This window comes from Dyella lutea (genome assembly GCF_024158035.1).
Classification (GTDB): Bacteria; Pseudomonadota; Gammaproteobacteria; order Xanthomonadales; family Rhodanobacteraceae; genus Dyella_A; species Dyella_A lutea.
This window is the reverse complement of sequence record NZ_JAMZEK010000003.1, coordinates 120,405-132,796: the sequence shown is the minus strand read 5'-3', so window position 1 is coordinate 132,796 and position 12,392 is coordinate 120,405. Positions and strand designations below refer to the sequence as shown.

Here is a 12,392-nt window from a genome sequence, read left to right as displayed (position 1 = left end):
TGCATGCCGCGCACGGTTCGCACTCCCCAGGACACCGGAGTATCATCCGGGGTCCGCGGGTTGATCACTTGGCAGTGGGCCCCGGATCGCCCCCCGGCGCGTCAGCCAGGGTCAGCTCCTCAAGCTGGCGCGCCGGGCGGCACTTTCAGGGATACCCATCGCGCGATGCGCGCTTTCCCGAAAAACAAAAAAGGCCGGCGAGATCGCCGGCCTTTTCTTTTCATGAGCTTCGCTACGGGCGCTGGTTATGCCTTAGCGGCATGCGACACGCACCAGCCCTTCGCGCTGACCGCCTTGCCCGGGAACAACTGGCAGGGACCGAAACCGGTCGGGCCACCGCTGTAGAACTGGCAGTTCGAGCAGTTGGCTCCAGCCTTGTGCTTCGGATCCTTGGTCGTGCTGGCATCCTCGACGTAACCGAGCGCCTTGGCGGTCGGATCCGACTCCGACACATGGGGAAGGTCGGCAGCACGCGCAACGCGCGGCAGCGTTCCGATCACGGCAGCGGCAGCGGCTGTACCGGCGGCGATCTTGAGGAACCGGCGACGCGACTCGATGCTCTCTTCTTTGGACATTGGTAAACCTCCGTCGTGGATGTAATGCTGCCGTGGCAGCGATCAACGTGTTGATGCTACGCCGTTCCCCGCAATCTGTCCTGACTTGCGAGAATGGCTCTTATTTGCCGGTGACCAGGCTCGTCCGCATGGTATCCTGAGCGCCTGTTTGGACGTCCAAATCATCATGTCGCAGACCTTTCCCCCGGGAGTTTCCTCCGAAGCATTCTTCGCTTGTGCCGACGCCATCGCCGGGGCAGCGAAAGATCTCGCCGCCCTGGGCTGGACGCCCGCCACCAGCAGCAATTTCTCGATGCGGGTGGACGATTCGCACGCTGCCATCACGATCTCCGGACGAGACAAAGGCCGGTTGGATCGCGATGACATCATGCTGATCGATCTCGACGGCCAGGCTGTCGGGACCGATGCACGCCCCAGCGCCGAAACCGCCCTGCATACACAGGTCTATCGCCGCTGGCCGGACACGCGGGTGGTACTACACACCCATTCGCGCACCCAGAGTGTGGCTTCGCGTCTATTTGCCGCACAGGGCTCGATCCGGCTGGAGGGCTGGGAGCTCCAGAAGGCGATCACCGGCTTCCATACCCACGAGAGCATGCTGCAGATCCCGGTGTTTCCGAACACCCAGCACATGCCGGAACTGGTCGCACGCGTGGAGGCCTGGCTGGACGCCGGCAAACCGCTGCACGCATACCTGATCGACGGCCACGGTATCTACACCTGGGGGCGTGACATGGCCGAGACGCGTCGCCACCTCGAGGCCCTGGAATTTCTTTTGGCCTGCGAGCTCGACCTTAGGAGACTTTCCGCATGAGCCGCCTGCGCATCTACGACGACCAGATCCCGGGCACCCCGCTGGCGGAATTCCACGACCACGCGACCATCGAGCACGAACTGCGCGAGGCCGGCGTGCGCTTCGAGCGCTGGGAGGCGAATGAACCCGTATGGCCCGGGGCCAGCCAGGAGCAGGTGATCGCTGCCTACCAAGGGGACATCGACCGCCTGATGAAGGACGAGGGCTACCAGGCTGTGGACGTGATCAGCCTGAAGCCCGATCACCCGGAGCGGGCCACACTGCGCCAGAAGTTTCTCGAAGAGCACACCCACAGCGAGGACGAGGTGCGCTTCTTCGTGGCCGGCGCCGGGCAGTTCACCCTGCACATCGCAGGCAAGGTCTACGAGGTGCTCTGCGAGCAGGGCGATCTGATCGGTGTGCCCGACAACACCCGCCACTGGTTCGACATGAGCGAATCGCCCTACTTCGTGGCCATCCGCCTGTTCACCAACAAGGAAGGCTGGGTCGCCCATTTCACCGGCACCGACATCGCCGGCCGCTTCCCGCGCATGCCCCCCCACCCCAGCGCGACTGCCCTTGCTCCCTGATACCCCAGCCAACGACACGGAAAACCACTCGATGATCGAAGTCCGCGCCATCGTCACCGACATCGAAGGCACCACCAGTTCGATCCACTTCGTCAAGGACGTGCTGTTTCCCTATGCGCGCAAGCGCCTGCCCGCCTTCGTCGAGACCCATGGCGACCGTCCCGAGGTGCAGCACTGGCTGCACGAGGCAGCGAAGGAGGCCGGTTTCATCGAAGCCAGTCGACAGGAAGTCATCGAGTTGCTGCTGCGCTGGATCGACGAGGACCGCAAGTCCACGGCATTGAAGGCGCTGCAGGGCATGATCTGGCAGGAAGGCTACGAGGCCGGCGACTACCGCGCTCACGTCTACCCCGAAGTGCCGGCACGCCTGCGCACCTGGCGCGCACAGGGGCTGAAGCTCTATGTGTATTCCTCCGGTTCGGTACCCGCGCAGAAGCTGTTCTTCGGCTACAGCGAAGCCGGCGACCTCACGCCACTGTTCGCCGGCTACTTCGATACCGAGACGGGCCCCAAGCGCGAGCAGGCCTCGTACGAAGCGATCGCCGAGGCCATCGGCGAACAACCTGCGCACCTGCTGTTCCTGTCCGACATCGAGCAGGAACTCGACGCCGCGCGGGCGGCGGGTTTCCAGACTGGCTGGCTGCTGCGCGATGCCGCGACGCTGCCAGCCGCGAGCACCCACCCCGCCTACCGGGATTTCGACGCCATCGCGCTCTGAATCCCGAGCCCCCGGCCCCGACATGCGCACGCTGATCATCGCCCTGCTCGCCCTGGCCACCGGTGCCGCGCTCACTGCGACCGTGCTGCACACGCCGACCGTACCCGTCACAAACCCGGGTCCGGCGTCGACCACCAGCGGATCAGCAGCCGCCGCTAGCCCGGATACGAACGCGACGACCGACGACGGCCTGCTGCCGACCGACGGCTGGCCCAGGAGCGCGCCGTCGCCCGAACAGGTGCTGTATGCCCAGCCCCGGCTGATGCAGCAAGCCTTGGACGCCCTGGCACCGCGCGTACCTGGCGTCCCCAACCTGTACCTGGTGAGCTTCGCCGGCGACGGCAGCGAGGATGTGTTCCGCAACGAGGCCGAGTACGCCGCCACCCTGTTCCGCCACCGCTACGGCACCCGTGCCCACACGCTGGTGCTGGAGAACAACCCGGCCACGCTCGATAGCCGGCCGCTGGCCAGCTGGAGCAACTTGGAGACCGCGCTGACCGGCGTGTCCAAGGTGATGGACCCTCAACAGGATATCCTGATGCTCTACCTCACCAGCCACGGCGACCCGGAACACACCCTGCTGGTGGACATGGACCCGCTGCCGCTGGACCAGATCGGCGCGCCGGACCTCGCCGGCATCCTGGCCGAGCACCCGTTCAAATGGAAGGTGGTGGTGGTCAACGCCTGCTATTCGGGCGGCTTCGTACCGCCCCTGCAGGGGGACGGCACGCTGGTGATCACCGCCGCCCGCAGCGACCGCAGCTCGTTCGGCTGCGGCAACGACTCGGCCGCCACCTACTTCGGCCGCGCATGGCTGGTCGATGCGCTCAACCGGACCGCTGACCCGATCGCCGCCTTCCGCCAGGCCCATGCCGAGGTGGCCCGATGGGAACAGCAGGACCGGCTCACTCCATCGGAGCCGCAGATCTCGATCGGCAAGGGCATTGCCGACCAGTTGGCCCGCTGGCGCCAGGGCGACCCGGTCGGGCCGCCGGTACCGTTCCGTCCGGACGCCGCCGGCGGGACGCCAGCGACGCGCTGAGTCAGATCACTTCGCCGCGTGGCGGGCCGCCAGCACGTCGGTGACGGCGGCCAGGGACAGGCCCCGCTCGCGCAGCAGCACGGTGAGGTGGAACATCAGGTCCGCCGCCTCGCCCAGCAATTCCTCATCGCCCTGGACCACACCTGCCAGAGCCGTCTCCACGCCCTCCTCGCCGACCTTCTGGGCGATGCGCCGCACGCCCCCTTCGAACAGGCGCGTGGTGTAGCTGCCTTCCGGGCGCTCGGCATGGCGCCGAGCCACCAGGGCATCCAGCTCGGCGAGAAAACCCAGCGCCGGCCGTACCGACGCGCCGAAGCAACTCGACGTGCCGGTATGGCAGGTAGGGCCGTGCGGCAACGCGCCGACCAGCAGGGTGTCGCCATCACAGTCCACGCGGAGCGACCGCAGCGCCAGCACGTGGCCCGAGCTCTCGCCCTTGGTCCACAAGCGTTGCTTGGAACGACTGAAGAACGTGACGTAACCGGTCCGCTGCGTGGTCTCCAGCGCAGCGGCATTCATGTAGCCGAGCATCAGCACCTCGCCGGTCAACGCGTGCTGCACGATTGCCGGCAACAGGCCGTCGCCCTTGGTCCAGTCCAGGCGGGAGAGATCGGTGGGATCGGGAAGCATGTCGGTCATGGTGCGTTCTGCCAGTGGGTTGCGGACGGGGCCAAGCCTCAGAGGCGGACGGCCACACCCTCGCGCGCGAGGTAGCGCTTGAGTTCGGGAATCGCGATGGCGCCGGAGTGGAACACGCTGGCGGCCAGCGCACCATCCACGTCGGCGCTCTGGAAGGCCTCGCGGAAATGCTCCATCGCTCCGGCACCGCCCGAGGCGATCAGCGGCACGTGGCAGATCGCGCGGGCCGCGCGCAGCTGTTCCAGATCGTAGCCCTGCCGCACGCCGTCGCTGCCCATGCAGTTGAGCACGATCTCGCCGGCGCCGCAGCGCTGCGCCTCGACCATCCAGTCGAGCGTGCCGCGGGCCAGCGCCTGGGTCTTGTCCGGGTCACCGGTGTACTGGTGCACGCGCCACTGGCCGTCGGCGTCGCGCAGCGAGTCGATGCCGACCACCACGCACTGCACGCCGAACGCCCCGGCCAGCTCGTCGATCAACTCCGGACGCTCCAGCGCCGGAGAATTCACCGAGATCTTGTCGGCGCCGGCGTGCAGCACGGCGCGCGCCTCCTCCACCGAACGAATGCCGCCGGCCACGCAAAACGGGATGTCGATGACGCGCGCCACGCGTTCGACCCAGCCGCGGTCGACGCTGCGCCCCTGCGGGCTGGCGGTGATGTCGTAGAACACCAGCTCGTCGGCGCCCTCGTCGCGGTAGCGCAACGCCAGGTCGACGATCTCACCCATCACGACGTGGTCGCGGAAGCGCACGCCCTTGACCACCTGGCCGTCGCGCACGTCCAGGCAGGGGATGATGCGGCGGCTCAGCATGCCAGCGCCTCCTCCAGCGTGAAGCGCCCCTCGAGCAACGCACGGCCGAGGATGACTCCGCGCGCGCCGACATCGCGGGCGGCACGGATATCCGCCAGCGAACGCACGCCGCCGGAGGCCTGCACCGCCAGCTGCGGCAGGGTGTTGGCGAGATGGCGATAGAGATCGAGATTGAAGCCGGCCAGCATGCCGTCGCGGTCGATATCGGTACACAGCAGATGGCGGGCGCCGTGGGCGGCGTACCACGGCGCCAGCTCGTCCAGCGTGCGCGATTCCATCGCGGTCCATCCGGCACTGGGCAGAAGCCAGTCCTCGCCGATCCTCCGCGTATCCAGCGCGATCGTGATGCGCTCGCTGCCGTGGGTGTCCAGCCAGCGCGCCACCTGCTCGGGCTCACGGATCGCCACGCTGCCCAGCACCACGCGATCGACCCCGACGTCGAACAGGCGACGAAGATCGTCCTCCGTGCGCACCCCGCCCCCCGCCTGCACCTGAATCCCCTCGGCCGCGATCGCACGGATCGTCGACAGGTTCTCCAGATCGCCGGAGCGGGCACCATCCAGATCCACCAGATGCAGCCAGCGCGCCCCTGCGTGCAGGTAGCGCCGGGCAAACTCGGCCGGATCGCTGCCGTAGATGGTCTGCTGTGCATAGTCGCCCTGGCGCAGGCGCACCACGCGCCCTTCCCGCAGGTCGATGGCCGGAATGACGTCGAAGTTCATAGGCTGAGGAAATTCTGTAGGAGTCTGGCGCCCACGCCGGCCGAACGCTCGGGATGGAACTGCATGCCATGGAAATTGCCGCGGGCGATCACCGCGGAGAACGGGCCGCCGAAGTCGCTGGTGGCCACCGTGTAGTCGCCCACCGGCACCGCGTAGCTGTGCACGAAATACGCCTGCTCGCCTGCGGCCAGCCCGTCCAGCAGCGGATGGGTGCGCACCGACGCCAGCGCGTTCCAGCCCATGTGCGGCACGCGCAGGCCGGGCGCTTCGTGGAAGCGACGCACCGGGGCGTCGATCACGCCGAGACACTCGGTATCGCCCTCTTCCGAATGCGTGCACAGCAGCTGCATGCCCAGGCACACGCCCAGCACTGGCTGGGTCAGCGACCGCATCAGCTCGACCAGGCCCAGTTCGCGCAGCCGCGCCATGCCGGGACCGGCCGCACCCACGCCGGGCAGGATCACCTTGTCGGCGCCGCGGATGGTGACCGGATCGGCGGTCAGCGCCGCCTCCACGCCGAGGCGCTGCAGCGCGTAGCGCACCGAGCCAATGTTCGTGCCGCCCGCATCGACCAGCACCACGGCCATCAGAGCGTCCCCTTGGTGCTGGGCAGCTCGCTGCCCTCGCGGCGGATCGCCTGGCGCAGCGCGCGCGCCACCACCTTGAAGCAGGCCTCGACCATGTGGTGCGCGTTGTCGCCCTTCACGCTGAGGTGCAGGTTGGCGCCTAGCGTCTCGCACAACGAGCGGAACACGTGCGGCACCAGCTCGGTGGGGATATCGCCCACGCGCTCGCGCGGGAAGCTGCCCTCGAACACGAAGTACGGCCGGCCGGAGAGATCCAGTGCGGCGCTGGCGAAGGACTCGTCCATCGGCAGCGTGAAGCCGTAGCGGCCGATGCCGCGCTTGTCGCCCAGCGCCTGCTTCAGCGCCTGGCCTAGGGCCAGCGCGCAGTCCTCCATCGTGTGGTGCTCGTCGATGTGGGTGTCGCCGTCGCAGTTCAGCTCCAGTGCGAAGCCGCCGTGCTTGCCGATCTGCTCGAGCATGTGGTCGAAGAAGCCCAGCCCGGTGTGGATCTTCGGCTCCGCCACCCGATCCAGGTCCACGCTCACGTTGATCCGGGTTTCCTTCGTGTTGCGCTGGACCGTGGCGGTGCGCGGCGCATCGAGCAGGCGGTGTGCGATGGCGTCCCACGACAGCCCCTGCGGCCCCACGCGCAGACCGCGCACGCCGAGGTTGGCGGCCAGCTGCATGTCGGTCTCGCGGTCGCCAATAACCGCCGAAGCCGCCCGGCTCCAGCCGTCGTCGGCCAGGTAGTGACGCAGCATGCCGATGCCCGGCTTGCGCGTGTCCAGTCCCTCGTGCGGGAAGCTGCGGTCGATCAGCTGTTCGCGGAACACGATGCCCTGCGAGGTCAGGATGCGAAGCAGCAGCTGGTGCGGGCCGTCGAAGCTGTCCTGCGGAAAGCTCGCGGTACCAAGGCCGTCCTGGTTGGTGACCAGCACCAGCTCGTAGCCGGCGGCGACGCAGCGCTGCAGCGCGCCGATCACGCCGGGGAGAAGCTCGAGCTTCTCGTAGCTGTCGATCTGCTCGTCCGGCGGCTCGACGATCAGGCAACCGTCGCGGTCGATGAAAAGGATCTTGCGGCTCATCAACAATCTCTCCAACCCATGTAGGAGCGCACCTTGTGCGCGACCTGCGGGATGCGGCATCGGTCTGGCAGTCGCGCACAGTGTGCGCTCCTACGATTCGCGTGATTCATCGGGTCTGCTCCAGCACATCCAGCACGCGGGCGTTTTCCTCCGCCGTGCCGATGGTGATGCGCAGCGCATCGCCCAGATTCGGATAGCGGCGCACGTCGCGCACCACGATGCCGGCGGCGAGCAAGCGCTGGTAGATAGCACCGGCGTCATCGAAGCGCACAGCGAGGAAGTTCGCCTGCGACGGCAGCACCTCGCGCACGCCGGGCACCGCGGCGATCGCCGTGCGCATGCGCGCTCGCTCGGCCTTGATCTCGGCGATGTGCCCGCGCGCCTGGGCCTGGCCCTCCGGCGACAGCGCGGCCAAGGCCGCATCCACGCAGGGCAAGGGCAGCGGATACGGCGGCATGATCCGCCGCAGCAGCGCGATCACCGCGTCGTTCGCCAGCAGCGTGCCGATGCGCGCACCGGCCAGCGCCCAGGCTTTCGAGAGCGTGCGCAGGATGCCGACATGCTCGTGGCGATCGATCAGGCCAACGAAGCCCGGTGCGTCGGCGAACTCGACGTAGGCCTCGTCGACGATCAGCAGCGCGCGCCCGGCGAGCGTCTGCGCCAGGCGTTCCACCGCCGCCAGCGGGATCACCTGCCCGGTCGGATTGTTCGGGGTGCAGACGAACACCAGCTTCACCGCCGGGGTCATCGCCGCCAGCACGGCGTCGACGTCCAGCGTGAAGTCGGCGGCCAGCGGCGCCTCGATCACCGCCGCGTTCTGGATGCGCGCGCACACCGCGTACATGCCGAAGGTCGGCGGCTGGATCAGGATCGCGTCCTCGCCGGCGCGGCAGAACGCGCGCACCAGCAGGTCGATCGCCTCGTCGCTGCCGCGGCCGACCAGCAGCTGCTCGCGGCGCACGCCATAGAGCGCGGCCAGAGCATCGACCAGCGCCGCCGGTTGCGGATCGGGATAGCGGTTGCAGCCGGCGGCCGCCTCACCGAACGGCGCCCAGGCCGACTCGTTCGCGTTGAGCAGGATCTGCCCGCCGCTGGCCTCCATGCGCGCCGAGGAGTACGGCTGCATCGCGCGGATCTCGGGACGCGCCAGGTCGAGCACGCTCATGCGCGACCCTCCAGCACGTCCAGCCGCATCGACACCGCGCGGCGGTGCGCCTCCAGCTGCTCGGCGGCGGCCAGCGTGACCGTGCACGGACCGATCGCGCGCAGGCCGTCGGCGCTCACCTCCTGCACACTGATCTGCTTGACGAAGCTGGCCACCGACACGCCGCTGTAGCTGCGCGCGTAGCCGTATGTGGGCAGCACGTGGTTGGAACCGCTGCAGTAGTCGCCGACCGATTCCGGCGTCCAGGATCCCAGGAAGATCGACCCCGCGCTCTCGATGCCGTCGAGCAACGCGCGCGGCTCGGCAGTCTGGATGATCAGGTGCTCGGGCGCGTAGCGGTTGCTCACCTCGACCGCCTGGGCCAGCGAGTCCACCGCGATCAGGCGGCTCTGCGCCAGCGCCTTGAGCGCGGTCTCGCTGCGCGGCAGCGTCGCGACCTGCCGCTCCACTTCCGCGGCCACGGCGTCGAGCAGCGCGGCTGAGGGGCTGAGCAGCACCACCTGCGAGTCCGGCCCATGCTCGGCCTGCGAGAGCAGGTCGGCCGCGACGAACGTCGGGTTGGCGCCATCGTCGGCGATCACCAGCACCTCGGACGGACCGGCCGGCATGTCGATGGCGGCACCGTCCGGATCGCCGGAGACCTGCAGCTTGGCCTCGGTGACCCAGGCGTTGCCCGGGCCGAACAGCTTCTCGCACTTGGGCACGCTGTCCGTGCCGTAGGCCATCGCGGCGATCGCCTGGGCGCCGCCCAGCTTGAACACGCGGTGCACGCCAGTCACGCGCGCTGCGTACAGCACGGCCTCGTCGCAGCGACCGTCTGCGCGCGCGGGCGAGCACAGCACCACCTCGCGGCAGCCGGCGATCGCCGCCGGCACGCCCAGCATCAGCGCGGTGGACGGCAGCGGCGCGGTGCCGGCCGGCACGTAGAGCCCGACCCGGGTGATCGGGCGCAGCATGCGTTCCACGCGCACGCCCGGCGCCGTCTCCACGCCCACCGGCTTGGGCTGCGACGCGCGGTGGTAGGTGTCGATGCGCCCGGCCGCCTCGCGGATCGCCGCCTTCAGCGCCTCATCGAGTGCCGCCTCGGCCGCGTCGAATTCAGCGGCCGTCACCTCGATGGCGTCCAGCGCGCAGCGGTCGTATTTCGCGCTCAGTTCGCGCAGCGCCACGTCACCGTGTGCGCGCACCTGGGCGATGATCGCCGCCACGCCCTGCTTGAGCTCGTCCGCGCGGGCTTGCGCGGGGCGGGCCAGCGCCACGCGCCAGGCAGTTTCGTCGAGTGCGTTCCAGTCCAGCCGCTTCATCGTCTCGTGTCCTCGAGCCCGCTCAGGCGAGCATCTTTTCCACCGGCAGCACGAACATCTCGCGCGCACCGGCCTTCTTGATCTCTTCCAGCTGGCGCCAGCTCACCTCGCCCGCGCACAGCGCCTGCAGCATCAGCTGGTCCGGCTGCCCGGCCACCGGCAGCAGGGTCGGCTGCGGACCGCCCGGCAGCAGCCGGGTCACCGCCTCCAGGTTGCCGCGCGAGGTCTGCAGCAGCAGCAGGCGCGACTCGCTCACCTGGATCACGCCATCCAGCCGCTTGAACAGCAGCTCCAGCATGTCGCCGCGCTCGTCGGTCGGCAGCGTGGCGGGGCCGGCCAGCACCGCCTCGCTCTCCAGCAATACGTCCACCTCGCGCAACTGGTTGGCGACCAGCGTGCCGCCGCTCTGCACCAGATCGCAGATGGCATCGGCGGTGCCGAGCTTGGGCGCGATTTCCACCGAACCGGCCAGCGTCACCACCTGGGCCTGCACGCCCGCATCGCGCAGCCACTTGCCCAGCAGGCCGGGATACGAGGTGGCGATGCGCTGGCCGCCCAGGCTGGCCGCGCCCTCGTAGGTCATCTCCTGCGGCACCGCGACCGACAGCCGGCAACGGCCGAAGCCAAGCGGGCGCCACTCCTTAAGCGGGGCGCCGTCGATTCCGGCGGTGAGCGAGAACTCGTCCAGCACGTTGCGGCCGACGATGCCCAGGTCGCACACGCCCTGCTCGATCAGCCCGGGGATGTCGTCGTCGCGGACCAGCAGCAGATCCACCGGCTCGCCCTCGCCGAAGCAGAACAGCTTGTCGCGGCTCTGCCGGAAGGTGAGCCCGCAGCGCTTGAGCAAGTCGAGCGCCGGCTCGGTGAGCCGGCCGGATTTCTGCATCGCAATGCGCAGGCGATCGCGCGTCTTCATGCCTTGTCCTTTTTCTGATTCGTGCGGCGCCGGGCCGCCCGCGCGGCCGCCGCCAGGTAACCGCCACTGCCCTGGTTGAGATACCGGGCCACCCGTCCGATCGTGGTGATGCTGACCGCGGTCCGCTCGTGGATCTCCCGGTAGGAGACGCCCTCGAGCAGGTACGGCACAACCCGCCAGCGATCGACCAGCACCTCCAGCTCCGCCGGCGTGCACAGGTCGTGCAGGAACGCCGACATCTCATCGGCATTCTTCAGCGACAGCAACGCCTCGCAGAGGCTCAGCTCGGCGGACTCGGCGGGGGTTTCTGGATCGACGGAACGGCGCTTCATAATGTACTAATGCGTTAATACATTTGCACAGTCTAGCGGGCCGCCCTTTACCTGTCGAGCGCCCGCTCCCAGGCTGCCCCGGAGGGCGCGTGCATTCGTGCGGATCGGCGGAGCGTGGCCCTTCCGCCCAGGGAGAACGTCAGCGATCCCGGTGGGAACGCACCTGCTGCAGGCGCAGGTCGAGCGCATCGAGGAATGCCCCGGGCAACTCCGCCCGGATCGGCGCCCGCCACCAGCCCGGGCGGGCGAAGCGGACGCACTTGATGGCGTCTTTGTCGGTCATCAGCAGCGGGCGCGCACCCGCGAACGCCAGATCCGCCGCCTTGAACGCGTGATGGTCAGGAAAGGCGCGGCCGTCCACCTCCAGCCCCTGCGTGCGCAGGCTCTCGAAGAAACGGTCGGGGTGGCCGATCGCGGCCACGGCGGCCACCGGCGTACCGGCGAAGCTGGCCAGTGGGCGCTCCTCGCCGTCGACCAGCGCGACCGCGGTGCCGCCGACCAGTCGCATCGGGAACCCATCGGGCCCGGCGGCGCCGTTGGCGACGCGGAAATCGACCCGTCGCAGCCGCGACAGCGGCTCGCGCAGCGGCCCGGCCGGCAGCAGCCGGCCGTTGCCGAAACGCCGCGCGCCGTCGACCACGCAGATCTCCACGTCGCGGGCAAGCCGGTAGTGCTGCAGGCCATCGTCGGCGATCACCACGTCGCAGCCGGCCTCGACCAGCAGCGCGGCGGCGGCGGGCCGGCTCCGCCCCACCGCCACCGGCGTGCCGCTGCTGCGGATCAGGCAGGGCTCGTCGCCGAACCTGGCAGGGTCGGGCTGAGCGTCCAGCAACGCCGGCTCGCGCTGCGTGCCGCCGTAGCCACGACTGACCACGCCGGGCTGCCAGCCGCGCCGGCGCAATGCCTCGACCAGCGCCAGGGTCAGCGGCGTCTTGCCGGTTCCGCCGGCGGTGAGGTTGCCGACCACCACCACGGGCACCGGCAGCCGGACCCGACGCAGGATCCCGGCGCGGTAGAGCGCGCGGCGCAGGGCGGCGAGACCGCCGTAGAGCACGGCCAGCGGGAACGTCCAGGCCGGCGGACGTCGATCGCCGTACCAGCTTTCCTGCAGCTCGTCGGCCAGCGCCATGGCCGGG

The 12,392-nt window shown here is 69.2% G+C and carries 15 protein-coding genes; 4 read left to right on the top strand and 11 right to left on the bottom strand.

All coding sequences use genetic code 11. The annotated features are described in order from the left end of the window. Window positions 1-245: 245 nt before the first annotated feature. Entirely contained in the window at window positions 246-575 is a 330-nt protein-coding gene (locus NC595_RS12795; RefSeq protein ID WP_253567059.1) for a high-potential iron-sulfur protein, read from the bottom strand. Between the two features lie 166 nt (window positions 576-741). Between NC595_RS12795 and NC595_RS12790 the strand changes: the two genes are divergently transcribed. From NC595_RS12790 to NC595_RS12775, 4 genes are read left to right on the top strand one after another with little or no spacing between them, the layout of a single operon-like run. Next, a complete protein-coding gene (locus tag NC595_RS12790; protein WP_253567057.1) occupies window positions 742-1,389 on the top strand; it encodes a methylthioribulose 1-phosphate dehydratase in 648 nt (215 codons plus the stop codon). After that, a complete protein-coding gene (locus NC595_RS12785; RefSeq protein WP_253567055.1) occupies window positions 1,386-1,958 on the top strand; it encodes a 1,2-dihydroxy-3-keto-5-methylthiopentene dioxygenase in 573 nt (190 codons plus the stop codon). The genes NC595_RS12790 and NC595_RS12785 overlap by 4 nt, the downstream gene beginning before the upstream one ends. A 31-nt stretch (window positions 1,959-1,989) precedes the next feature. Beyond that, window positions 1,990-2,676 (top strand): acireductone synthase, encoded by a 687-nt coding sequence (gene mtnC / locus NC595_RS12780; RefSeq protein WP_253567053.1) that lies wholly within the window; start codon window positions 1,990-1,992, stop codon window positions 2,674-2,676. Between the two features lie 22 nt (window positions 2,677-2,698). Continuing rightward, entirely contained in the window at window positions 2,699-3,718 is a 1,020-nt protein-coding gene (locus tag NC595_RS12775; protein ID WP_253567052.1) for a C13 family peptidase, read from the top strand. Between the two features lie 6 nt (window positions 3,719-3,724). On the opposite strand, the gene hisIE is transcribed toward NC595_RS12775, so the two are convergent. The 10 genes from hisIE to lpxK form a co-directional block, all read right to left on the bottom strand. Next, a complete protein-coding gene (gene hisIE / locus NC595_RS12770) occupies window positions 3,725-4,357 on the bottom strand; it encodes a bifunctional phosphoribosyl-AMP cyclohydrolase/phosphoribosyl-ATP diphosphatase HisIE (RefSeq protein WP_253567050.1) in 633 nt (210 codons plus the stop codon). Between the two features lie 38 nt (window positions 4,358-4,395). Further along, window positions 4,396-5,166 (bottom strand): imidazole glycerol phosphate synthase subunit HisF, encoded by a 771-nt coding sequence (gene hisF, locus NC595_RS12765; RefSeq protein ID WP_253567048.1) that lies wholly within the window; start codon window positions 5,164-5,166, stop codon window positions 4,396-4,398. Continuing rightward, window positions 5,160-5,888, bottom strand: a complete 729-nt coding sequence (gene hisA, locus NC595_RS12760; RefSeq protein WP_253567046.1) for a 1-(5-phosphoribosyl)-5-[(5-phosphoribosylamino)methylideneamino]imidazole-4-carboxamide isomerase — start codon at window positions 5,886-5,888, stop codon at window positions 5,160-5,162. The genes hisF and hisA overlap by 7 nt, the downstream gene beginning before the upstream one ends. Continuing rightward, window positions 5,885-6,475: an imidazole glycerol phosphate synthase subunit HisH gene (gene hisH / locus NC595_RS12755; RefSeq protein ID WP_253567044.1), complete on the bottom strand. Its 591-nt coding sequence runs from the start codon at window positions 6,473-6,475 to the stop codon at window positions 5,885-5,887. Before hisH ends, hisA begins: the two co-directional genes overlap by 4 nt. Beyond that, the gene (gene hisB / locus NC595_RS12750) at window positions 6,475-7,539 is read right to left on the bottom strand and encodes a bifunctional histidinol-phosphatase/imidazoleglycerol-phosphate dehydratase HisB (RefSeq protein ID WP_253567042.1); all 1,065 of its coding nucleotides are present in this window, start codon (window positions 7,537-7,539) and stop codon (window positions 6,475-6,477) included. The genes hisH and hisB overlap by 1 nt, the downstream gene beginning before the upstream one ends. A 106-nt stretch (window positions 7,540-7,645) precedes the next feature. Further along, window positions 7,646-8,704 carry a histidinol-phosphate transaminase gene (gene hisC, locus NC595_RS12745; RefSeq protein ID WP_253567040.1) on the bottom strand — a complete coding sequence of 353 codons (1,059 nt, stop codon included), beginning with the start codon at window positions 8,702-8,704 and terminating at the stop codon, window positions 7,646-7,648. After that, window positions 8,701-10,008, bottom strand: a complete 1,308-nt coding sequence (gene hisD, locus NC595_RS12740) for a histidinol dehydrogenase (RefSeq protein WP_253567038.1) — start codon at window positions 10,006-10,008, stop codon at window positions 8,701-8,703. The genes hisC and hisD overlap by 4 nt, the downstream gene beginning before the upstream one ends. A 22-nt stretch (window positions 10,009-10,030) precedes the next feature. Next, complete coding sequence (gene hisG, locus NC595_RS12735) at window positions 10,031-10,924, bottom strand: ATP phosphoribosyltransferase (RefSeq protein ID WP_253567036.1); 894 nt, start codon at window positions 10,922-10,924, stop codon at window positions 10,031-10,033. Beyond that, entirely contained in the window at window positions 10,921-11,256 is a 336-nt protein-coding gene (locus NC595_RS12730; RefSeq protein ID WP_253567034.1) for a YerC/YecD family TrpR-related protein, read from the bottom strand. Before NC595_RS12730 ends, hisG begins: the two co-directional genes overlap by 4 nt. Window positions 11,257-11,395: 139 nt before the next feature. Continuing rightward, the gene (gene lpxK, locus NC595_RS12725) at window positions 11,396-12,385 is read right to left on the bottom strand and encodes a tetraacyldisaccharide 4'-kinase (protein ID WP_253567031.1); all 990 of its coding nucleotides are present in this window, start codon (window positions 12,383-12,385) and stop codon (window positions 11,396-11,398) included. Window positions 12,386-12,392: the final 7 nt, after the last annotated feature.